Origin of the sequence: Streptomyces sp. NRRL WC-3742, assembly GCF_000720635.1 — a bacterium.
Classification (GTDB): Bacteria; Actinomycetota; Actinomycetes; order Streptomycetales; family Streptomycetaceae; genus Kitasatospora.
Map to the genome: position 1 here is coordinate 1 of NZ_JOCF01000036.1, position 21,041 is coordinate 21,041.

General features: G+C 73.0%; 20 protein-coding genes. 10 read left to right on the forward strand and 10 right to left on the reverse strand.

Annotation, left to right across the window (positions count from 1 at the left end):
* Positions 1-94 precede the first annotated feature (94 nt).
* The 4 genes from IH61_RS47045 to IH61_RS0120315 are packed head-to-tail and all read left to right on the forward strand — an operon-like array spanning position 95 to position 1,652.
* Entirely contained in the window at positions 95-607 is a 513-nt protein-coding gene (locus tag IH61_RS47045) for a hypothetical protein (protein WP_031071769.1), read from the forward strand.
* Positions 600-1,001: an Imm50 family immunity protein gene (locus IH61_RS0120305; protein WP_031071770.1), complete on the forward strand. Its 402-nt coding sequence runs from the start codon at positions 600-602 to the stop codon at positions 999-1,001. The genes IH61_RS47045 and IH61_RS0120305 overlap by 8 nt, the downstream gene beginning before the upstream one ends.
* A 53-nt stretch (positions 1,002-1,054) precedes the next feature.
* Entirely contained in the window at positions 1,055-1,375 is a 321-nt protein-coding gene (locus tag IH61_RS0120310; RefSeq protein WP_051837530.1) for a DUF6191 domain-containing protein, read from the forward strand.
* A gap of 19 nt (positions 1,376-1,394) precedes the next feature.
* The gene (locus IH61_RS0120315) at positions 1,395-1,652 is read left to right on the forward strand and encodes a DUF6221 family protein (RefSeq protein ID WP_031071774.1); all 258 of its coding nucleotides are present in this window, start codon (positions 1,395-1,397) and stop codon (positions 1,650-1,652) included.
* A 7-nt stretch (positions 1,653-1,659) separates the two neighbouring features.
* Here IH61_RS0120315 and IH61_RS0120320 read toward each other — a convergent pair whose 3' ends face one another.
* Positions 1,660-2,439 carry an alpha/beta fold hydrolase gene (locus tag IH61_RS0120320; protein WP_031071775.1) on the reverse strand — a complete coding sequence of 260 codons (780 nt, stop codon included), beginning with the start codon at positions 2,437-2,439 and terminating at the stop codon, positions 1,660-1,662.
* Between the two features lie 91 nt (positions 2,440-2,530).
* Here IH61_RS0120320 and IH61_RS0120325 point away from each other — a divergent pair, with 91 nt between their 5' ends.
* The 3 genes from IH61_RS0120325 to IH61_RS0120345 all read left to right on the forward strand — a co-directional run bounded on the left by IH61_RS0120325 (position 2,531) and on the right by IH61_RS0120345 (position 5,562).
* A complete protein-coding gene (locus IH61_RS0120325) occupies positions 2,531-3,166 on the forward strand; it encodes a TetR/AcrR family transcriptional regulator C-terminal domain-containing protein (protein ID WP_031071777.1) in 636 nt (211 codons plus the stop codon).
* 405 nt (positions 3,167-3,571) lie between these two features.
* Complete coding sequence (locus IH61_RS0120340) at positions 3,572-4,837, forward strand: HEAT repeat domain-containing protein (protein ID WP_031071780.1); 1,266 nt, start codon at positions 3,572-3,574, stop codon at positions 4,835-4,837.
* Between the two features lie 8 nt (positions 4,838-4,845).
* Positions 4,846-5,562, forward strand: a complete 717-nt coding sequence (locus IH61_RS0120345; RefSeq protein ID WP_031071782.1) for a hypothetical protein — start codon at positions 4,846-4,848, stop codon at positions 5,560-5,562.
* Positions 5,563-5,764: 202 nt separating this feature from the next.
* On the opposite strand, the gene IH61_RS44695 is transcribed toward IH61_RS0120345, so the two are convergent.
* Complete coding sequence (locus tag IH61_RS44695) at positions 5,765-6,949, reverse strand: GyrI-like domain-containing protein (protein WP_078911266.1); 1,185 nt, start codon at positions 6,947-6,949, stop codon at positions 5,765-5,767.
* 109 nt (positions 6,950-7,058) lie between these two features.
* Complete coding sequence (locus IH61_RS0120360; RefSeq protein ID WP_037973152.1) at positions 7,059-7,397, reverse strand: ArsR/SmtB family transcription factor; 339 nt, start codon at positions 7,395-7,397, stop codon at positions 7,059-7,061.
* A 162-nt stretch (positions 7,398-7,559) separates the two neighbouring features.
* Here IH61_RS0120360 and IH61_RS0120365 point away from each other — a divergent pair, with 162 nt between their 5' ends.
* A complete protein-coding gene (locus IH61_RS0120365) occupies positions 7,560-8,843 on the forward strand; it encodes an MFS transporter (RefSeq protein WP_051837532.1) in 1,284 nt (427 codons plus the stop codon).
* 54 nt (positions 8,844-8,897) lie between these two features.
* On the opposite strand, the gene IH61_RS0120370 is transcribed toward IH61_RS0120365, so the two are convergent.
* The 3 genes from IH61_RS0120370 to IH61_RS0120380 all read right to left on the reverse strand — a co-directional run bounded on the left by IH61_RS0120370 (position 8,898) and on the right by IH61_RS0120380 (position 13,283).
* Complete coding sequence (locus IH61_RS0120370; protein WP_031071790.1) at positions 8,898-9,497, reverse strand: dienelactone hydrolase family protein; 600 nt, start codon at positions 9,495-9,497, stop codon at positions 8,898-8,900.
* Between the two features lie 88 nt (positions 9,498-9,585).
* Positions 9,586-10,470 (reverse strand): ABC transporter permease, encoded by an 885-nt coding sequence (locus IH61_RS0120375; protein ID WP_031071792.1) that lies wholly within the window; start codon positions 10,468-10,470, stop codon positions 9,586-9,588.
* 11 nt (positions 10,471-10,481) lie between these two features.
* The gene (locus IH61_RS0120380) at positions 10,482-13,283 is read right to left on the reverse strand and encodes an alpha/beta fold hydrolase (protein ID WP_031071793.1); all 2,802 of its coding nucleotides are present in this window, start codon (positions 13,281-13,283) and stop codon (positions 10,482-10,484) included.
* 164 nt (positions 13,284-13,447) lie between these two features.
* Between IH61_RS0120380 and IH61_RS0120385 the strand changes: the two genes are divergently transcribed.
* Positions 13,448-14,467 (forward strand): mechanosensitive ion channel family protein, encoded by a 1,020-nt coding sequence (locus IH61_RS0120385; RefSeq protein ID WP_037973145.1) that lies wholly within the window; start codon positions 13,448-13,450, stop codon positions 14,465-14,467.
* A 60-nt stretch (positions 14,468-14,527) separates the two neighbouring features.
* On the opposite strand, the gene IH61_RS0120390 is transcribed toward IH61_RS0120385, so the two are convergent.
* The 4 genes from IH61_RS0120390 to IH61_RS0120405 form a co-directional block, all read right to left on the reverse strand.
* A complete protein-coding gene (locus IH61_RS0120390; protein WP_031071797.1) occupies positions 14,528-14,989 on the reverse strand; it encodes a GNAT family N-acetyltransferase in 462 nt (153 codons plus the stop codon).
* A 1-nt stretch (position 14,990) separates the two neighbouring features.
* Positions 14,991-15,929: an RluA family pseudouridine synthase gene (locus IH61_RS0120395; protein ID WP_031071799.1), complete on the reverse strand. Its 939-nt coding sequence runs from the start codon at positions 15,927-15,929 to the stop codon at positions 14,991-14,993.
* A gap of 59 nt (positions 15,930-15,988) precedes the next feature.
* Entirely contained in the window at positions 15,989-16,618 is a 630-nt protein-coding gene (lspA, locus tag IH61_RS0120400; protein ID WP_420713984.1) for a signal peptidase II, read from the reverse strand.
* Between the two features lie 197 nt (positions 16,619-16,815).
* Entirely contained in the window at positions 16,816-17,274 is a 459-nt protein-coding gene (locus tag IH61_RS0120405) for a TraR/DksA family transcriptional regulator (protein WP_234327266.1), read from the reverse strand.
* A 632-nt stretch (positions 17,275-17,906) separates the two neighbouring features.
* On the opposite strand from IH61_RS0120405, the gene ileS reads away from it, so the two are divergent.
* Positions 17,907-21,038 carry an isoleucine--tRNA ligase gene (gene ileS, locus IH61_RS0120410; RefSeq protein ID WP_031071805.1) on the forward strand — a complete coding sequence of 1,044 codons (3,132 nt, stop codon included), beginning with the start codon at positions 17,907-17,909 and terminating at the stop codon, positions 21,036-21,038.
* Positions 21,039-21,041: the final 3 nt, after the last annotated feature.

Consider the following 21,041-nt stretch of genomic DNA (forward strand, 5'->3'; position numbering starts at 1 on the left):
CCCCTCCCGGGCCCGCGAAGGGCCCTTCCCGTACCGCGCCTGCCCTACAATTTCGACGAATTCCCCGCCACCCCCACCCCCGAGACGAGCCCCGATGCCGGCCGCCGCCTGGACCGACCTCCTGGTCGACTCCGACCGCCTCACCGCGCTCTGCACCGACCTGCCACCCCTGCGCCAACTGCCGCTCAGGTCGGTCCACCTGAGCCCGTACGGCGCCGGCGTGAAGCTGCGCGTCGACCTCCCCCGCTTCCCGGACCTCGCCCCCGCCGCCTGGACCGAGGCCGGCTGCGACCGCCTCGAGCTCCAGCTCGAGTTCACGGCGGTCGCCGAGGACCTCCACATGCGCGGCACCCCCGACGGCACCGCCGTGGACCTCGCCCTCGCCACCCTCCCCCGCATCCGGGAGCCCCGGATCTCCGTCGCCGTCACCGGGACCGCGATCCGCCTCTCCTTCACCGCGTACGCCGCGATCAAGGCCGTCCACCTCAACGCCTACCGCTCCACCGACCCCGATCCCGCCACCGCGCCGCGATGGTTCGTGAGCCCCTTCGACCAGCGCCTCCACCGGGCGCAGCCGCCCGTCACGTCGAAGGCGTTCCATGGCTGACGTCGACTGGTCCGCCGCCCTTGCCGACCCCGGTCCGGTCCGCCGCGTCCTGGGCTCACCGCCCCCGCCCCTCACCGACTTCGACCTCACCTCCGTCCTCGTCGACGAACGCCGGACCTCCGTCACCCTGCGCTTCTTCGCCTTCCTCGTCCCGTCCGCCGCCGCACACCTCTGGCAGGAGAGGCGCCACAACGCCGTCGAGTTCACCCTCGTCTGCACCGGCGTGGCAGGCTTCGCCGTGGACGGCTGGTCCGGCTACCCCATGACCACCGCCACCCTCACCCCTCGAACCGGCTCCGTCGCACTCGCCGGGCGGGGCATGCAGATCACCTTCACCGCCACCGGGTTCCACGCCGAGGCCCCCGCCGGGCACCTCGCCTCCCACAGCCAGTGATCCTCGGAGTCGACAGCAGGAACACCCGCACCACGCCCACACGTTGGGTCGGCATGGTGATGACAGCCGGCCTACTCCTCATGGCGATCCTGGTGATCGTGCCCTTCACCTTCGCCGCACTCCGGCAGGTGATCGTACGATCGGGCCGCCCCGCACGCCTGGCCCGCCGCCTCGCCGCCCGAACCCCCGGTACGGGCCTCGGTCTCGGCGCCACCGCGACCGAGGAACTCCACTCCTTCTTCAACGCCAACAAGCGCGTCCAGATCGAGGAGCGCCGCACCCGGCTCACCCTGCGCGACGACGACCACAGCGGCGCCCCGCCCCACGCCGGCATCGACCTCGACGCCGGCACCGCCACCTTCCGACGCCCCTGAACGGACCGACGACCACCTCGTGAACGAACTCCTGGCGTTCATCCGCGCCCGTTGCACCGACGACAACCACGCCTACGTCGACGTCGCCGAACTCTTCGGCGGGCGTGCCCTGTTGGACAGCCACCTCCCCATGCTCGACCTCGTCGACATGCTCGCCGCCGACTACGAGGCCATGCCGCCCTCCGACCCCCGCCGCCCCGGCCTCGCCTACGCCCTGCGCTCCCTCGCCCAGTCGCACTCCCACCACCCCGAGTACCAGGAGGAATGGCGCCCCTGAGGCGAGTTCAGCCCTTCAGCGCCCCCAGGGGGAACAGCCGGGCGGGCCGCTCCTGCGCGAAGAAGTCCAGCAGCAGCCGGTTCACCAGCTCCGGCTTCTCGATCGGCGCGGCGTGCGAAGTCCCCGGCAGCACGGCGAGTTCGGCGTCGGGCAGCGCCCTGGCCATGGCCGCGGCGTGCTCGATCCGCACGCCGTCGTCGTCGCCCTGCATCACCAGCGCCGGCATGGGCAGCCCGGCGAGGGCCTCGAGCCCGATGTCGGGCTCCTCGCGCCACATCCGCAGCCACTTCGCGAAGACGACCGGGAAGTGGCCGGGCCCGTCCGGCGAGAGCGGCTCGTACTGCGGGCGGAACATCGACTCCAGCGCCTCCTCCCCGGCCTCGTCGATCAGCCCCAGGTCGGCCCCGGTCGCGCCGTCACGGCTGACGCCGGTGCCGATCAGCACCAACTGCCGCACCAGGTCCGGCCGTCGAAGCGCCAGCCGCAGTGCGACGGTGCCGCCGGCGCTCCAGCCGACCAGGCGCACCGGGCCGGTGCCGAGAGCCGTGAGCAGAGCCTCGGTGTCCTCTGCCATCAGCCCGGTGTCGACCGGCCCGGGCAGGTCGTGGGTGCGCCCGTGTCCGCGACGCTCGGGCGCGTAGACCCGGTACCGCTCGGCCAGCGCACCGAGTTGGCCGAACCAGCTGTCGGCGGTCACGCCGCCCCCGTGCAGCAGCACGACGGGTTCGCCCTCGCCGAGCACCTCGTAGTAGGTCCGCAGCCCGTCGACCGTCAGGTACTCCCCCATGACGTCCTTCCCTCCCTGGAGACGAAGACCTGAGCATTGCTCAAGTATGCCCGGCAGCGTACCCCACACACCTGAGCTAAGCTCAAGTCCCGTGCGACTCACCCGCGAAGACGTCATCCGCAGCGCCGTCGAACTCCTCGACGAGGTCGGCCTGGACAGGCTCACCACCCGCGCCCTGACCACCCGCCTCGGCGTCGCGGCGGGCGCGCTGTACTGGCACGTACGGAGCAAGGCCGAGCTGCTGAGCGCCGTCGCGGAGGAGATCATGCGCCCGGCCTTCACCCCGCCCCCGCACGGGCGATCGGGCGACTGGGCCGCGCAGACCACGGCCTTCGCCCACCGCACCCGCCGCGCCCTGCTCGCCCACCGCGACGGCGCCCGGGTGGTCGCGGGACACCTCCCGCTCAGCGCGGAGTCCCTGGAGGCCACCGAGGCGGGCCTCGCCCTCCTCCGTGCCACGGGCCTGCCCCTGGCCAAGGCCGCACAGTTCGGCCACGCCGTCACCTGCTACGTCACCGGCTTCGTCCTCCAGGAGCAGGCCGCGCCCCCCACCCCGCCGGGCCCGCTCCCCGAGATCAGCCTGGAACACCACCCCAACCTGGCGCGCTGGATCGCCGAGAAGCCCGCCGACAACGACCGGTCCTTCGCCGCCGGCCTCAGCTTCCTCCTGGACGGTCTCCGCGCCGGCCTCCGCGCCGGCCTCCGCACCGACCCGCCGCCGGCTTAGGAACGCGGACGCCCCCACGGGCCCCACCACTTCGGCGCCGGCGGCTCGGCCGCGGCCGAGGTCGGCTGGTCCGGGTGCAGCCCGAGCCGCCGCAGCGCCTCGGCCCGGAAGCGCACGGCGGTCACGCACTGAATGCCCCCGTCCGGGCCCTCGCACCGCATCAGATCGATCCGGTGGTCCTCATCCTCGAACGGCCACCAGTCGATCCCCCGGTCACGCAGTCAAAGGACGATCATCGGACCGGGCTTGGGGCTGCCGGGGATGTTCCGGAAGCCGAACATCGTCACCCACTCGTCGACGTACGCAGCCTCATCGTCCATCCCGCCATCATGACCCGGCCCCGCCCCTGCCCGCCTCCCGATTAAGAGTTCGCCCCACGACCATCCGTCCGGGCACAATCCCCCGGTGAACCTCCCTCCGCTGCTCACCGCCATAGAGCAGGCCGACGAACCCGCCGCCCTCGACCTCCTCCTCGACGCCGTACCGGACCACGACCTCGAGGGCGAGGACGGCAGCACCCTCCTCCACGCCGCCGCGCACGCCGGACTCCCCGAGCTCGTCTGGGCCCTCGTCACCCACGGCGCCGACATCGCCCGCCCCTGGCCGGACGGCACCGACCCCGTCACCTGGGCGGCGGAGCGCGGCGCGTACGAGATCCTCTACTCCCTGCTCGCCCCCTCCCCCCGCAGCGGCGCCGACACCTACCGCCGAGCCCTCGCCATCGCCCAGGCCCACCTCGACGCCCAGGCCGCCCAAGCCGCCCAAGCCGCCACCGGCCCCAACCCCCCGGCCCACCTGGCGATCGTCACCGACCTGGAGGCCCGGCTCGGCGTCCACCGCACCCCGGACGAACTCCTCGCCCGCGCCCTCGTCCACGCCCTCCCCGAGCACGACGACTGGTTCGCCTCCGTCCTCCAACTCACCTTCCGCGGAGGCCAGGAGACCTTCGACTGGGCCCGCGCCACCGCGAGCGACCCCGTCTCCCTCGACCGCCGCCGCTTCGGCCTCGACGTCATCAACACCCTGAGCTTCGGCCTGGACGACGACGACACCGCCGAAAACAACGAGAACAACGAGAACAACGAAAGCAACGAAGACGACGAGGCCGACGAGGCCGACGAGGAACCCCCCTACACCGCCGAGGCCCTCGCCTTCCTCCGCCCCCTCCTCGACCCCGACCACGGCGAGCAGGACCCGCACGCCCTCCGCACCGCCATCGCCGCCTTCGCCTCCTACTGCCGCCCCGACGAGCTCCCCGCCGTCCTCCCCCACGCCGGCCACCCCGCCCCGGCCGTCCGCCGCAGCGTCGCCATGGCCTTCGTCACCGGCGCCACCGTCCCCCACCCCGAGGTCCTGCCCACCCTCACCCGCCTCGCCGCCGACCCCGACCCCGAGGTCCGCGACGCCGCCGCCCACGCCCTCACCCGCCAGCCGACCGACTCCCCCGAGCTACGCGAAGCCCTGGCCGCCGCCCTCACCGATGCCTGCCCCGACGCCCGTCTCGAGGCCGCCGCCGCCCTCGCCCTGCGCGGCGACGACCGGGGCCCGGCCGTCCTCGAGGAGATCCGCAGCGCCCTCACCGGCCCCCGCAGCCGTACGGCCTCCCGCCTCGACGAGATCGACCGCCTCCTGAGCGCCCGCCACCCGACCACCGCCGCCCACACCGCCTGAGGCCCGCCGTGCTGCTCCCCACCGTCCCCCGCACCCGTGCCCACGGGTCCGCCACCCGCCCGTCCGTCGACACCCCCTTCGGCCCGCTGACCTTCACCACCACCCTCGACGGCACCACCCTCCCGCCCGTGCCCGACGCGCTGTTCGCGCTGCCGGGCACCGGCCGCACCCTCGCCCGCTGGACCACCCACGCGACCACGGTCGAGCTGCTGCTCACCCCGTACGACGCCGACCTCGACCCCGAGACCTGGAGCCCCCTCACCGCCGCCCACGCCGCCGTCTGGCGCATCGAGACGCGCTCCGCCCTCGCCCGCGTCCGCTTCACCGCCGCCCTGCCCCGCCACCTCCCGGACGGCGCCGACGCCTACTGGGACGGCGGCCAGTCCCTCGCCGCCGTCACCGTCGAGGACCGGCACACCCGGCTCTCCCTCGGCGGCGACGACGAAGTGGTCCTCTGCGAGGCGGCCGGCAGCACCACCCCCAGCCACTGGGCGGCCCTGATCGACGAGGCGTACGACCGCACCAACACCACCTGGGGCATCGACTTCGGAGACAGCCGCCACGGCATCACCTGGCGCCTGCCCCCACTCAACCCGGGCGACCACTGCGAACTCCCCGTCGTCACCGCCTGGACGGACGCCGACGACGACACCGAGAACACCTGGTACGCCGTCACCGCCTCCTCCGCCCACCTCCTCCGCCAGGTCGCCACCACCTGCTCCTGAACGCGGGCGTGCGCAGGAAGTCGACCCCACCGACTTCCTGCGCAGCGCACCCTCAGGACGGCAGGTTCCGCTCCCGCGCCCGCAGCCGCCCCGCCTCGCCCGCCTCCGTCAGCGTCATCACGCCGCCCTCGCGAACCAGCTCGCGAACCAGCTCGCGAACCACGGAACGGGCCTCACGCGAGAATCTCAAGCCGCCTTGAGGTCAGGCCGATCCGACCCGCTCGACCGGCTGACGCACCACGGTCCTCAGCTTCTCCGGCGCGGTCCGCCTCGGATCGCCCAGGTAGACCTCGTGGTGCAGCCCGGCCGGCCGCAGCCCGTTCGCCGCCAGGTACCGCTCGTGCAGTTCCTCCAGCACCGGCCCCTCCTCGTCGTACGGCCCGACGTGCAGCACCTGCGCGCTCGGCCCCTCGTTCAGGACCAGCCACCGGACCTCCCCGATCGCGGGGGCCTTCTTCTTCGCCAGCGCCGCCCGCCCGGCCTCCTCGACCGCCTCCTCGGTGATCCACTCCGGCAGCCCGATGAGCATCGTCCAGTTCCAGGCGTCCTTGTCCCGCCTGGTGAACACCTCGTACGAGTCCGCCCACCAGAGCCCCTCCAGCGGCCCGACCACGAAGTCCCGCCCCGCGCCCTTCTCCGCGAACTTCAGCGTGTACGCCACCGCGTACAGCGCCTCCACGGCCGCCGTGTACGCGGGCGCGGTGTTCGGGTTCCCGCTGCCGTCGACGGCGAGGTACCGCATCTCCGGCACGTCCACCACGGCCCACTCGGTGTTCCTGGGCGCGTAGAACTCCTTCAGCTCCCGCTTGATGTCGTACGGTGCCACGGTCGCACTCCCTCCTTCCCCGGGGGCGCCGGCCATCGACGCCCGGTACCGCTCCAACCACTCCTGCTCGGCGGCCAGTTGGCCGAGCGAGTAGTCGAAGATCGCCCGCACGAACTCCGGGGCGTCCGCCTCCGCCTCCGAGGCCCGCCGGACGGCCTCCGCACGCTCGGCGAGCGCCTCGGCCCGCCGCCGCAGGGCGTCGAGCAACTCCCCACCGTCGATGGCCGGTTGGTTGGCCAGCCCGACCAGCACGCGGGGGAACAGAGGGTGCGGTTCGGCGATCGCCGCCACCGCCCCCGCCGCGCACGCCCGCCGACCCTCCGCCGTCGCCGCGTACACCTTGCGACCCTTGCCCCGTACGGGAGTTGCGGCGTCGGCCTCGGCGATCAGTCCGCGTTCGCGGAGCTTGGTGAGCAGGTAGTAGATCGAGCTGAACCCGATCTCCGTCCACTCCCGCAGCCCCCGCTCGGCGATCACCTTCTCCAGCTCGTACCCGTGCCTCGGCTTCTCCACCAGCAGGCCGAGCAGCGCCAGTTCGGCGGCGGTCAGCCCCATGTCCATGCGATCCACGGCGGCTATCCTAGCGCTGGGATAGCCGCGCCGGAGCCACCAAGAGCCTTCCGGCGCCCGGCAGTTCACACCACCGGGCACCGAAATCCTCAAACGCCCCTCAGCCGGCCGGAGTCCAGGCCGCCACCAGGTCCAGCAGCCCCGGGAAGCGCGCGTTCAGGTCCGCCACCCGCACCTGACTGCGCCGCTCCAGCCCGTACTGCCGCTGCCGGGTGACCCCGGCCTCGCGGAGCGCCTTGAAGTGATGCGTGAGCGAGGACTTGGGCCGGTCGAGCCCGAACCAGCCGCAGGAGTGGTCGAAGTCCTCGGACTCCAGCAGCAGTTTGCGCACGATGGTCAGCCGCAGCGGATCGCTGAGCGCACCGAGCACCACCTCCAGGCGCAGCTCGTCCACCCCCGGCTCCGCCAACGGCTCCGGCAGCCCGGGCGGTTCGGGCATCACCTTCACGGCGGACACGGCGGACACACCAGATACAGCAGACACAGCGGACACGCCCGCCTCCTCCCATCCGATCTCCTAGTACGACTCCAATCGTACTGCATGCTAAGTTCGACTCAACTCGTACTGCAGGAGCCCGCGCCCCGAACGGGAGGCACCGCCATGCCCGCAACCCTCACGACCCGGCAGCAGAACACCCAACTCCCCACCCCCGAAGCCCCCTTACGGTGGATCTGGCTCGCCGCCTGGCCGGTCACCGCCGTGTTCGTCCTCTCCAACGCCGCCACCCCCCTCTACGTCCTGTGGCAGCACGACATCGGCTTCTCCAAGGGCACCCTGACCGTCGTCTTCGCCTTCTACATCGTCGGGCTGATCGGGTCCCTGCTCGTCTCGGGCGTGGTCTCCGACCGCGTGGGCCGCAAGCCCGTCCTCCTGCCCGCCCTCGCACTCGCCCTCGCCGCCTGCCTGATCTTCGCGACCGCCACCAGCGTCGCCGCCCTGATCGTGGCCCGGCTGTTCACCGGCATCGCCGTCGGCGCCGCCGTCTCGGCCGGCATGGCCGCCGTCACCGACGTCGCGGGACCGGAGCGCAGGCGCACGGCCGCCCTGCTCGCCTCCTGCGCGATGGTCTTCGGCGCGGGCCTCGGCCCGCTGCTCGCCGGGGTGCTCTCCGAACTCGCGCCCGCGCCGACCACCACCGTCTTCGCCGTCGAGGCCGTCCTGCTGGCCACCGCCGTCCTCGCCGTCCTCCGCATGCCGCTCCGCCGCCCCGAAGCCCGCACGACCACGAGCACGACCACGACCACGACCACAAGCACGAACACGAGCACGAACACGAGCACCTGGATCCGCATCCCCGCGGTCCCTCGCGGCAACGGCCGCCAACTCGCCCTGGGCATCGCGGTGTTCGCCCCCGGCATCACCGCCACCTCGTTCGTGCTCTCGCTCGGCCCGTCCCTCCTGTCGGGCCTGCTCGGCACCACCAGCCGGATCGTCGCCGGGGCGATGGCCTTCGCGATGTTCCTCGCCGCCACCGGAGTGCAGTTCGCCGTCCAGCGCCTGCGCCGCCGCACCATCCTGCTGACGAGCGCCGCGAGCACGGCCCTCGGCATGGTCACCCTGATCGCCGCCGTCCGCACCGAGGCCGTGGCCCTGCTCGTCCTGGCCGCCCTGCTGGCCGGGGCAGGCCAGGGCACGGGCCAGCTCGGGGGCCTGTCGCTGCTCAACTCGGCCGTCCCGCCGCAGCGCCTCGCCGAGGCCAACGCCGCGCTCAACGTGGGCGGTTACCTCCCGGCCGGGGCCCTGCCCGTCTCGGCCGGCTACCTCAGCGACGCCGTCGGCCTGACGGACGGCGCGACGGTCTTCGGCGCCGTCCTGCTGGTCCTGGCCCTCCTCGGCGGCCTGGTGGTCCGCGCCGCCCGCCCCCAGGTCACCGACCCCTCCTGACCCCCACAACACCGGAAGGCCGGGAGCGCCCGCCCCCGGCCTTCCGCAACGCCACTACGACTGGTCCAGCTCCTCCAGGAACGCCAGCGCCGCCGCCCAGGCCCGCCCGGCCGCCGCCGCGTCGTAGTCCGGCAGGTCCGTGTCCGTGAACAGGTGCCCGGCACCCCGGTACCGGTGCACCTCCACGTCCGCCCCGGCCCGCACCATCCGCAGGTACCAGGCGTTCACCCAGTCCTCCGGCTCGAACGGGTCCGGCTCGGCCATGTGCAGCTGCACCGGGATCTCCGTCGACGCGTCCTCCCGCAGGTCGGAGGTGCCGTGCAGGAGCAGCAGCCCGCGCGCCTTCTCGTCGGCCAGCGCCAGGTTCTGCGCCACCGCCCCGCCGAGCGCGAACCCGGCGTACACCAGCCCCTGCGCCGACAGCGGCGCGACGGCCGTCACGGCCCGCTTCAGCAGCTCGTCGCTGCCGCCGATCTCCTCCTGGTACGCGCTCGCGGCCTCGTACGCGGTCGTCTCCCCCGTGTCGTCGAAGGTCCGCCCCTCGAACAGGTCCGGCGTGTGCACGGTGTGCCCGGCGGCGCGCAGCCGGTCGGCGGCGGCGTGCACGGCCGGGCGCAGCCCGTGGGCGGAGTGGAAGAGGACGATCTGGGCCACGGTACGGGTCCTTCACCAGACGGAATCAGAGGCGGTACGCACCAATGATCCCCCACCCCGGCCGACGGTCCCCACCCCCGCCGACCCCCTACGACACCACGTCCTTGCGCGCGAACCCCCGGAACGCCAGCGCCAGCAGCACCACCGCGTACGAGAGCGACACCGACACCCCCTGCACCATCCCGCCCCACTCCAACTGCGGCTGCAGCGCGTCCGCCCAGGCGTACTGCCAGTGCGCGGGCAGCCACTGCCGCAGGTCCCCGAGCGCGGTGACGGCGTCCAGCACCCCGGTGATGATCGACACGAACACCGCCCCGCCGACGGCCCCGAGCGGCGCGTCCGTGGCGGTCGAGAGCCAGAACGCCAGCGCGGCGATCACCAGCTCACTCAGGAACACGAACGCGACGGCGATGGCGATCCGGGGCAGCGCCTGCCCGGCCGGCAGGCTGATCCCGGCGGGCAGTTTGAGGTCCCCCCACCCGTACGCGGCGGTGCCGACGGCGAGCCCGATCAGCGGCAGCATCACCACCGCCACGGCCGAGAACGCCAGCCCGACGGCGAACTTGCGGGCGAGCAGCCGCGCCCTGGGCACGGGCGCGGCGAGCAGGTACCGCAGGGAGGACCAGCTGGCCTCGGAGGCGACGGTGTCCCCGCAGAACAGCGCCACGGGAATGACCAGCATGAACCCGGTGCCGACGAACAGCATGGTGACGGCGAAGTTCGCCCCGGAAGCCGTGGCCAGGTCGATGAAGGTGGTCCGGTCCGGCCGCGAGGGCGTGCCGCCGATCTGGAAGGCGGCCAGGATGACGAACGGCATCGCCGCCAGCACCGCCCCGATCACCAGGGTGCGCCGACGCCGCAGCTGGCGCATCGCCTCCACCCGCAGCGGCAGCGTCCGGCTCGCCTTGTAGCCCTCGGCATGGTCCGTCGAACCGTGGCCCGTCGAGCCGTGGTCCGTCGAGCCGTGGTCCATCGAGACGGCGCTCACGCCGCACCACCTCCGATCAACGACAGGAACGCGTCCTCGAGCCGCCGCTGCGGCCCCGCACTCTCCACCGGCACGCCCATCCGCACCAGTTCCGCCAGCAGTTCACTCGCCGCGAGGCCGTCGAGCCGCACCAGCAGCCCGCCCTCGACGGCCTCCGCCGAGCCGACCCCGGCCAGCGCGCCCACCTTCTCGGCGGCCGTCTCCGGGTCGCCGGAGGTGGCCACCCCGATGATCAGCAGTTCCCCGGCCCCGACGATCTCGCTCACGGGCCCGGCCGTCACCAGCCGCCCGCGGTCCATGACCACCAGGTCCGTACAGCTCTGCTCGACCTCGGCCAGCAGGTGGCTGGAGACGATGACGGTCCGCCCGGCGGCCGCGTACCGGATCATCACCTCGCGCATCTCCCGGATCTGCGGCGGGTCGAGCCCGTTGGTCGGCTCGTCGAGGATCAGCAGGTCCGGCATCCCGAGCATCGCCTGCGCGATGGCGAGCCGCTGCCGCATGCCCTGCGAGTAGGTGCGCACCGCGCGGTCCAGCGCCTCGCCGAGCCCGGCGATCGCCAGCGCCTCCTCGTAGTGCGCGTCGGCCTCGGGCCGGCCGGTCGCCTGCCAGTACAGCCGCAGGTTGGCCCGCCCACTGAGGTGCGGCAGGAAGCCCGCGCCCTCGACGAACGCGCCGACGCGCGACAGCACCGGCGCCCCGGCCTTCACCAGGTGCCCGAAGATCCGGATCTCCCCGGCGTCCGGCCGGATGAGGCCCATCAGCATCCGCAGGGTGGTGGTCTTGCCGGCGCCGTTGGGCCCGAGCAGCCCGAGCACCTGCCCCTGCTCCACCCGGAAGCCCAACTTCCGGACGGCGTACCGGTCCTGGGAGCCCTTGTAGCGCTTGCTCAGTCCGGTGATCTGCAGCGGCACCCCGGCCAGCTCCGGGTCGAAGTCGGTCCCGCGCGCCGCCCGCCGGCGCCGCAGCCCGGGCACCAGCACCAGCGCGGCCGCCACCAGCGCCGCCCCGATCGGCAGCAGCCAGGTCCGCGCGGGCAGCGGCGCCGCCTCGGTGACCAGCTCCTCCACGGTCGGCGCGCTCAGCGCCCCGGCCGGCGCGACCTTGTAGACGGCCGGCTCCACCGGCGAGGCGTACGCCAGGTCGGTGGCGGCCAGGACGAGGCGCACCCGGTGCCCGGCGGGGAAGGTGTGGTCCACGGTGGGCAGCGCCACCGTCACCGTCCGCCCGGCGTCCGCGCCGGTCACCCGCAGCGGGGCGGCCAGTTGCTGCGGCAGCACCGACTTCCCGTCCGGGCCGACGTCGTACAGCTTCGCGAACAGCACCGCGTCCGCCCGGTCCGCCGACACCTTCACCGGTACGGTCGGCTGCCCGGTCAGGTGCAGCGCCTTGTCCAGCGGCGCGGAGTCGAAGGCGGCGTTCTGCCCGGGGAAGTCCAGGGACAGCCCGGCGCCCAGCGAGGCGGCCTGGCTGAGCGCGCCGATCCCGGGCAGCGTCGAGATGCCGGGCGGGGCCCCGCCGGGCGGGTTGGCGACGGTCTGCTCGCCGCCGGTCAGCTCGACCGTGCGGCTGCCCGTCCCGCCGAGCCCCGGGTAGCGGTTGGTGGAGGCGCCGCGCAGCACGGCCTGGAAGCCCGTCGAGTCGACCCCGCCGGTGCGGGTCACCCGGAACGCCGGGCCGGTGTCCGTCCCCTCGCCGCCCATCAGGCCGCCATTTTTCAAGAAGTGGTCGAACCAGGCCGTCACCCGGTCGTCCACCCGCGCGCTGGTGTCCGTCCCGCCGTCGTGCCCGCCCGCGAACCAGTCCACCGCGACGGGCGCCCCGTTGGCCGCCACCGCCTTGGCGATGCGGTCCCCCTGGTCGAGCGGGAACAGCGAGTCCTGCTGCCCCTGCACCACCAGCGTGGGCACCTTGAGCCGCCCGGCCACCGAGGACGGGCTGGAGCGCTCCAGCAGCGCCACGGCCTCCGGATCGGCGTGCCCGGCGGTGGCGACCCGGTCGTACATCGCGCACAGCGACTCCAGGAACCGCCCGCAGCCGACGTCTCCGGCCGCCCCGGCCTCCGCCGGCTTCGCCCCGCCACCGCGCGGCGAGCCGCCCGAGGGCCCGAGGTCCCCCGCGGAGCCGGTGGTGAAGAAGATCCCGGCCCACAGCTTCTTGAACACGCCGTCGGCCGCGCCCGAGCCCTGCACGTTCTGCGGGAACAGCGCGTCGGCCAGGTTCCACCAGGTGATCTGGCTGGACACCGCGTCGATCCGGTCGTCGTACGCGGAGGCGAGCAGCGCGATCGCCCCACCGTACGAGGCGCCGGTGATGCCCACCCGCGGGTCCCCGGCGCCGTCGAGCTGCACCTCGGGCCGCTGGGCCAGCCAGTCGACCAGGTGCTTGACGTCCTCGACCTCGCGGTCCGGCGCGTTCAGCCCGATCTTCCCGCCCGAGCGCCCGAAGCCCCGCGCCGACCAGGTCAGCACCGCGTACCCCTGCCGGGCCAGCTGCTGGGCGCGCTCGCGCTCACCCTCCTTGGACCCGCCGAACCCGTGCGCCAGCAGCACGGCGGGCCGCCGGCCGTCGCCCGTGGTGAAGAACGAGGTGTCCAGCTGGACCTGCTGGGAGCTGCCGGGCGTCTCCGGCATGCTGAGGAAACGGTCCTCCTCCCGGACGGCCTGCTGACCGCCCGAGGCGACCGTCGCCGTGCCGACCCCGGCCACCGCCACCAGGGCCACGACCCCTGCCAGCACCCTGCGTCTGACGGACGTACCCCGGCCGCGCAAGCGACGCCACGCCCCACCGAACTCCATGACCGTTGATCGTATCGGCCACCACGGTAGGCACCCGATAAGGCCCCGAAGCCCGTCCACGGACTCCCCCGGGCGGAAGTCCGGGAACGGGCCCCGGGCCGATGTCCGCTTCACCCCGTAACGCCCGGGTATCGTACGGCTCACGCCCACCCCGAGAAGGTCCCGTGCTCCGGTCGCTGCTCACCCTGCTCGCCACCGTCGCCGCCACCCTGGCGATCGGCTGGATCGTCGACCAGGCCCTCCAGCGCCTGGCCGCCGGCCACCCCGAGGCCCCGGTCTGGGCGCAGCTGCGCCGCTGCCGCATCCCGCTCCAGCTCACCGTCGTGACGGCCCTGCTGCTCGCCACCCACCCGCTCCGGCGGATCCTCCACCTCGCCGAGGAGGAGGGCGCCCGCCACCTCCTCCTGCTGCTCCTGCTCGCCTCCCTCGGCTGGCTCACCGTCCGCGTGGTGGCCGCCGTCCTGGAGGCCCTGCTCAGCCGCTACGAGAGCGTCGCCGCCGACCCCGCGCGCGTCCAGCGGGTACGGACGCAGATCGGCATGCTGCGCCGGGTGGTCAGCGCGGTGATCGTCGTGGTCACCCTCGCCGTGATGCTGCTGACCTTCTCCGCCATGCGCACCGTCGGCGCCAGCCTGCTCGCCTCCGCCGGCATCATCGGCATCGTCGCGGGCATCGCCGCCCAGAGCACCCTGGGCAACTTCTTCGCGGGCCTGCAGATCGCCTTCGGCGACACCGTCCGCATCGACGACACGGTGGTGGTGGAGGGCCAGCAGGGCACCGTCGAGGAGATCACCCTCTCCTACCTGGTGGTCAGGCTCTGGGACTCCCGCCGGCTGATCGTCCCGGTCTCCTACTTCGTCAGCAAGCCCTTCGAGAACTGGACCCGCCGCGACCCGGGCCTTCTCGCCTCCGTCCTGCTGCACCTCGACCACACCACCCCGGTGGACGAGCTGCGCGCCGCCCTCCACGCCCGCCTGGAGGAGCACCCGCTCTGGGACGGCGCCGACTGGGCCCTCAACGTCACCGACACCACCCCCAGCACGATCGTCGTCCGCGCCACGATGACCACCCGCAACCCCGACGACGCCGCCCAGCTCCGCTTCGACGTCCGCGAGCACCTGGTCGCCCACCTGCGCGACCACCACCCCGGCGCGCTCCCGCGCCTGCGCACCGGCGACGGCTGAAACAGAAGGTCCCCGCACCCCTGAGGGGTGCGGGGACCTCTCGACGCAGCGCGGTACCCGCTACAGCGTCCTCGTCATCATCCGGTGCGGGATCCCCACCGAGTCGTACACCGGCCCCTCGGCCACGTACCCGAGCCGCTCGTAGAACCCGAGCGCCCGCACCTGCGCGTGCAGCTCGACCTCCAGGGCCTCCCGCTCACGCGCCTCGGCCTCGACCGCCCGCACCAGCCGGGCCCCGAGCCCCGTCCCCCGGGCCGCCTCGACGACCGCGAGCCGCCCGAGCAGCACCCGCCCGGCGACGCCCCCGGTCTCCTTGCGCGCCTGCTCCCCGAAGATCAGCCGCGCCGTCCCCAGCGCGGAACCGTCCTCGGCGAGGGCCAGCAGGTGCACCGAGGTGGCGTCGTACTCGTCCCACTCCAGTTCCTCCGGCACGTGCTGCTCGACGACGAACACCGCCCGCCGGACCTCCCACACCAGCGCGAGGTCGGCCTCCCCCGAGGCCGTCCGGATGGAGACGGTCATCTCAGCTCTCCGCCGCGATGATGTCCAGCGCCTTCTGCAGGTCCGCCGAGTAGTCGCTGCTGAACTCGACCCACTGCCCGTCCGCCGGGTGCTCGAACCCGAGCGAGACCGCGTGCAGCCACTGCCGGGTCAGCCCGAGCCGCTTGGCGAGCGTCGGGTCGGCCCCGTACGTGAGGTCGCCGACGCAGGGGTGGCGCAGCGCGGACATGTGGACGCGGATCTGGTGGGTGCGCCCGGTCTCCAGCTTGATGGCGAGCAGCGAGGCCGCCCGGTACGCCTCGATGAGGTCGTAGTGGGTGACGGAGGGCTTGCCCTCCTTGGTGACGGCCCACTTCCAGTCCGAGCTGGGGTGCCGCCCGATCGGCGCGTCCACGGTCCCGCTCATCGGGTCCGGGTGGCCCTGGACGAGCGTGTGGTAGCGCTTGTCGGTGATCCGGTCGTGGAACTGCCGCTTGAGGTCGGTGTAGGCGCGCTCGGACTTGGCGACGACCATCAGCCCGGAGGTGCCGACGTCGAGCCGGTGCACGATGCCCTGGCGCTCGGCGGCGCCCGAGGTGGAGATCCGGTAGCCGGCGGCGGCGAGCCCGCCGATCACGGTGGGGCCGGTCCAGCCGGGGCTGGGGTGCGCGGCGACGCCGACCGGCTTGTCGACGAGCACGATGTCCTCGTCGTCGTGGACGATCCGCATGCCCTCGACCGCCTCGGCGACGATCCGCACGGGGGCGGCGGGGGCGGGGATCTCGACCTCCAGCCAGGAGCCGGCGGTCACCCGGTCCGACTTTCCGGCCACCGCGCCGTCGAGCGTCACCTTGCCCTCGGCGGCCAGTTCGGCGGCCTTGGTCCGGGAGAAGCCGAACATCCGGGCGAGGGCGGCGTCGAGGCGCTCGCCCTCCAGGCCGTCGGGAACGGGGAGGCTGCGGATCTGCGCTGCGGTACTCACCCGTACGAGTATGCCGGAAGCGGCGGCCCGCCCCTCCCCCGAAGGGCGTGCGACCGGCCCTACTCGTCCTTCTTCCCGGCCTTCTCGGCCGGCTGGTGGACGCTGCCGTCCGGGTTGCTGCCCCGGAAGGAGAGCAGCACGACGAGGATGCCGCCGCAGACGATGGCCGAGTCCGCGAGGTTGAACACCGCGAAGTGCTGGACGGAGATGAAGTCCACCACGTGCCCGCGGAAGACGCCGGGCGACCGGAACAGCCGGTCGGTGAGGTTGCCGAGCGCCCCGCCGAGCAGCAGCCCGAGCGCGATCGCCCAGGGCAGGCTGTACAGCCGGCGGGCGATCCGCCAGATCACCACGATGACGGCCGAGGCGATCATCGTGAAGACGACGGTCAGCGCCTGGCCCATGCCGAACGCGGCGCCGGAGTTGCGGATCACCTGGAAGGTGACGATGTCGCCGATCACCTTGATCGCCGCGTGGTTCTCCAGCCTGGCGACGACCAGCAGCTTGCTGCCGAGGTCGATCAGGAAGGCGAGCACCGCCACGACCAGCAGCACGCCGACCCGGCGCGGCCCCTTGCCCTTGCCCGCCGCCGTGGCCCCGCCCTCCGGAGCCGCCTCCACGGACGTCGCCTCCACGGATGCCGGCTCGACCGGCCCGACCGGCTCGACGGGCTCGACGGGTTCGGTCACGGCCGCCTCCACGTCATCGGCCTGGTTCGGGACGGCGTCGTCCCGGGTCTGGGGGGAACCTTGCGTACTGATGATCCGCTCCGCTGCCGATGAAATGGTCCGCTGAGGACCTGGGCGCGTCCGCGAACGCGCCGACCGACGTTACGGGGTCGAGCGTACGGCAAGCCCGACCCCCCACGTCGCCCCGGTGGCCGGGTTCAGCGGCGTTCCTGCTTGGCCTTGCACTGCACACAGAGCGTCGCCCGGGGGAACGCCTGCAGCCGGGCCTTGCCGACCGCCTGCCCGCAGGACTCGCAGACCCCGAAGCCGACGCCCTCCAGCCGCCCCAGCGCCCGCTCGGTCTGGGCGAGGCTGTCGCGGGCGTTGTTGGCCAGCGCCAGCTCGCTCTCGCGCGAGATGTTCTTCGTCCCGGCGTCCACCTGGTCGTCGCCGGCTCCGTCGTTGGAGTCGCGCATCAGGCCCGCGATGGCGGCGTCGGCGGCGTCGATCTCGCCGCGCAGCCGCTCGAGGTCGCTGATCAGCTCGTCGTGCAGCTCGTGGACCTCCTCGGCGGTCCACGGCTCCTCGCCGGGCCGCACGGGCAGCGTGGCCGGGTCCACCGACTCGGCGCCCCGCGCCACGGTGTCGGTGCCGGTCTTCGGTGCTGTTGTGGTCACAATCCCCTCCCCTGGATCGACCGCCAAGGCTTTGCGTGCCCGCTTGGTGGCGGTGCCCGCGCCGGTTGCCTTCTCAGCCATGGCTTCGACCCCATCTACGAACGAATCGAGCCGCCGGTTCCCGGCGGCCTCCAGTGCCGGAACGATAATCCTGATCAAAACCGGTCACAACATGACATACCGGCGCCTCACAGTGATCCCACCCAGGCAGCCGCCCCAATCGCCACGCCCCTCGCGCTGACAGACTTCTGCCCAGATCACCCCCGCCTAACCGCCCCCCGAACCCGCCCGCCGCGCACCCCCGCACCACCCCCGGCCCGCGTGGCGGAATCGACTTGCGGCAGGCCGATACACTTGTGCCTGCAAGGCGCAGATGGGACGAGTACCGACGTACGCAGCCACCAGCGACCCGGGGACGGTGTGAGCCCGGGGGTGTGCACGGCGGGAAGATCACCCCGGAGCCGCCGGAAGAACGGCCACCGCGAGGCGGCCCACTAGACCCGGCAGCAACCCAAACAAGAGGGCCGCACCGCACCACCGCGGCCAAGGAGGGTGGTACCGCGGGTCGGCGAAGGCCGTCTCGTCCCTCCGGAGGATCCAGTCCCAGCATCCGCCGGAGGTAGACGCCCGCGATGAGCAGCTCCTACAACCCCGTTCCCGCGCAGGTGGATCTGCCTGCCCTGGAGCACCAGATCCTGTCGTTCTGGCAGGACAACAAGATCTTCCAGCGCAGCCTGGAGCAGTCCGAGGGCCGCCCCGAGTGGGTGTTCTACGAGGGCCCGCCGACCGCCAACGGCATGCCCGGCGCGCACCACATCGAGGCCCGCGTCTTCAAGGACGTCTTCCCCCGCTACCGGACGATGAAGGGCTACCACGTCGCCCGCAAGGCCGGCTGGGACTGCCACGGCCTCCCGGTCGAGCTGGCCGTCGAGAAGGAGCTGGGCTTCTCCGGGAAGCAGGACATCGAGGCGTACGGCATCGCCGAGTTCAACGCCAGGTGCCGCGACTCGGTGACCCGCCACACCGACGCCTTCGCCGAGCTCACCACCCGGATGGGCTACTGGGTCGACCTCGACGAGGCGTACCGGACGATGGACCCGTCCTACGTCCAGTCCGTCTGGTGGTCGCTCCGGCAGATCTTCGACAAGGGCCTGCTGGTCCAGGACCACCGCGTCGCCCCCTGGTGCCCCCGCTGCGGCACGGGCCTGTCCGACCACGAGCTGGCCCAGGGCTACGAGACCGTCGTCGACCCCTCGGTCTACGTCCGCTTCCCGCTCACCGGCGGCCCGCTGGCCGGCCGGGCGTCCCTGCTCGCCTGGACCACCACCCCCTGGACCCTGGTCTCCAACACGGCCCTCGCCGTACACCCCGAGGTCACCTACGTGGTGGCCACCGACGGCGACGAGAAGCTGGTCGTCGCCGAGCCGCTGCTCGCCAAGGCCCTCGGCGAGGGCTGGGAGCCCACCGGCGAGTCCTTCACCGGCGCCGAGATGGAGCACTGGAACTACCAGCGCCCCTTCGAGCTGGTCGCGATCGAGAACGCGCACTTCGTCCTCAACGCCGACTACGTCACCACCGAGGACGGCACCGGCATCGTCCACCAGTCCCCGGCCTTCGGCGCGGACGACCTCGCGGTCTGCCGCCGCTACGGCCTGCCGGTGGTCAACCCCGTCCTGCCGGACGGCACCTTCGCCCCCGAGGTCCCCCTGGTCGGCGGCCAGTTCTTCAAGAAGGCCGACGAGGACCTGGTCAAGGACCTCAAGGAGCGGGGCCTGCTCTTCCGCCACGTCCCGTACGAGCACAGCTACCCGCACTGCTGGCGCTGCCACACCGCGCTGCTCTACTACGCGCAGCCGTCCTGGTACATCCGGACCACCGCCGTCAAGGACGCGCTGATCCGCGAGAACGAGGCCACCAACTGGTTCCCCGAGACGGTCAAGCACGGCCGCTTCGGCGACTGGCTGAACAACAACGTCGACTGGGCGCTCAGCCGCAACCGCTACTGGGGCACCCCGCTGCCGATCTGGCGCTGCGAGGAGAACCACCTCACCTGCGTCGCCTCCCTCGCCGAGCTCAGCGAGCTCACCGGGACCGACCAGAGCGGCCTCGACCCGCACCGCCCGTTCATCGACGCGGTCACCTTCGACTGCCGCGAGTGCGGCGGCACCGCCACCCGCGTGCCCGAGGTCATCGACGCCTGGTACGACTCGGGCTCCATGCCCTTCGCCCAGTACGGCTACCCGTACCAGAACAAGGAGCTGTTCGAGAAGCGCTACCCGGCGCAGTTCATCTCCGAGGCGATCGACCAGACCCGCGGCTGGTTCTACACACTGATGGCCGTCGGCACCCTGGTGTTCGACAGGAACAGCTACGAGAACGTCGTCTGCCTGGGCCACATCCTGGCCGAGGACGGCCGCAAGATGTCCAAGCACCTGGGCAACATCCTGCAGCCCATCCCGCTGATGGACCAGCACGGCGCCGACGCCGTCCGCTGGTTCATGGCGGCCGGCGGCTCGCCCTGGTCGGCCCGCCGCGTCGGCCACGGCACCATCCAGGAGGTGGTCCGCAAGACCCTCCTCACCTACTGGAACACCGTCGCCTTCCAGGCCCTGTACGCCCGCACCTCGAACTGGGCGCCCTCCGCGAGCGACCCGGCCCCGGCCGACCGCCCGCAGCTGGACCGCTGGGTGCTCTCCGAGCTGAACACCCTGGTCCGCGAGGTCGACGCGGCCTACGAGGCGTACGACACCCAGCGCGCCGGCAAGCTGCTCTCCGGCTTCGTCGACGACCTCTCCAACTGGTACGTCCGCCGCGGCCGCCGCCGCTTCTGGCAGGGCGACGCGGCCGCGCTCGCCACCCTGCACGAGGCGCTGGAGACGGTCACCCGCCTGATGGCCCCGCTGACCCCGTTCATCACCGAGCGGGTCTGGCAGGACCTGGTCGTCCCGGTCGTCCCCGACGCCCCGGCCTCGGTGCACCTGTCGACCTGGCCGGTGGCCGACGAGACCCTGATCGACGCCGAGCTCTCCAAGCACATGGCGCTGGTGCGCCGCCTGGTCGAGCTGGGCCGGGCCACCCGCGCCGAGTCCGGCGTGAAGACCCGCCAGCCGCTCTCCCGCGCGCTGGTCGCCGCCCAGGGCTGGGAGGAGCTGCCCGCCGACCTGCGCGCGCAGATCGCCGAGGAGCTCAACGTCTCCACCCTGGAGTCCCTCTCCGAGGTCGGCGGCTCGCTGGTCGACACCAGCGCCAAGGCCAACTTCCGCGCGCTGGGCAAGCGCTTCGGCAAGGGCGTCCAGGACGTCGCCAAGGCGGTCGCCGCCACCGACGCCGCCCGCCTGGCCGCGGAGCTGCGCGCCGGCGGCGAGACCTCGGTCGAGCTGAACGGCGAGACGGTCACCCTCTCCCCCGACGAGGTGATCATCACCGAGACCCCGCGCGAGGGCTGGGCCGTCGCCAACGAGTCCGGCGCCACCGTCGCCCTCGACCTGGCCATCACCCCGGAGCTCAAGCGCCTCGGCATCGCCCGCGACGCCATCCGCCAGATCCAGGAGGCCCGCAAGAACTCCGGCCTCGACGTCGCCGACCGCATCGTCCTCCGGTGGCGCGCCACCGAGGAGGACACCGCCGAGGCCATCGCCGAGCACGGCGCCCTCGTCGCCGACGAGGTGCTCGCCACCGACTTCGCCGCCGGTGCGGCCGACTGGACCTCCGAGACCTTCACCGACGAGTCCCTCGGCCTCGCCTTCCAGCTCCGCAAGGCGTAGCAA

Excerpts from the sequence above, each read along its gene's own strand:
- IH61_RS47045 (WP_031071769.1), top strand. The coding sequence starts at position 95 with ATGCCGGCCGCCGCCTGGACCGACCTCCTGGTCGACTCCGACCGCCTC.
- IH61_RS0120305 (WP_031071770.1), top strand. The coding sequence starts at position 600 with ATGGCTGACGTCGACTGGTCCGCCGCCCTTGCCGACCCCGGTCCGGTC.
- IH61_RS0120310 (WP_051837530.1), top strand. The coding sequence starts at position 1,055 with ATGGTGATGACAGCCGGCCTACTCCTCATGGCGATCCTGGTGATCGTG.
- IH61_RS0120320 (WP_031071775.1), bottom strand. The coding sequence starts at position 2,439 with ATGGGGGAGTACCTGACGGTCGACGGGCTGCGGACCTACTACGAGGTG.
- IH61_RS44695 (WP_078911266.1), bottom strand. The coding sequence starts at position 6,949 with ATGGACATGGGGCTGACCGCCGCCGAACTGGCGCTGCTCGGCCTGCTG.
- IH61_RS0120360 (WP_037973152.1), bottom strand. The coding sequence starts at position 7,397 with ATGCCCGAACCGCCCGGGCTGCCGGAGCCGTTGGCGGAGCCGGGGGTG.
- IH61_RS0120365 (WP_051837532.1), top strand. The coding sequence starts at position 7,560 with ATGCCCGCAACCCTCACGACCCGGCAGCAGAACACCCAACTCCCCACC.
- IH61_RS0120375 (WP_031071792.1), bottom strand. The coding sequence starts at position 10,470 with ATGGACCACGGCTCGACGGACCACGGCTCGACGGGCCACGGTTCGACG.
- IH61_RS0120380 (WP_031071793.1), bottom strand. The coding sequence starts at position 13,283 with ATGGAGTTCGGTGGGGCGTGGCGTCGCTTGCGCGGCCGGGGTACGTCC.
- IH61_RS0120390 (WP_031071797.1), bottom strand. The coding sequence starts at position 14,989 with ATGACCGTCTCCATCCGGACGGCCTCGGGGGAGGCCGACCTCGCGCTG.
- ileS (WP_031071805.1), top strand. The coding sequence starts at position 17,907 with ATGAGCAGCTCCTACAACCCCGTTCCCGCGCAGGTGGATCTGCCTGCC.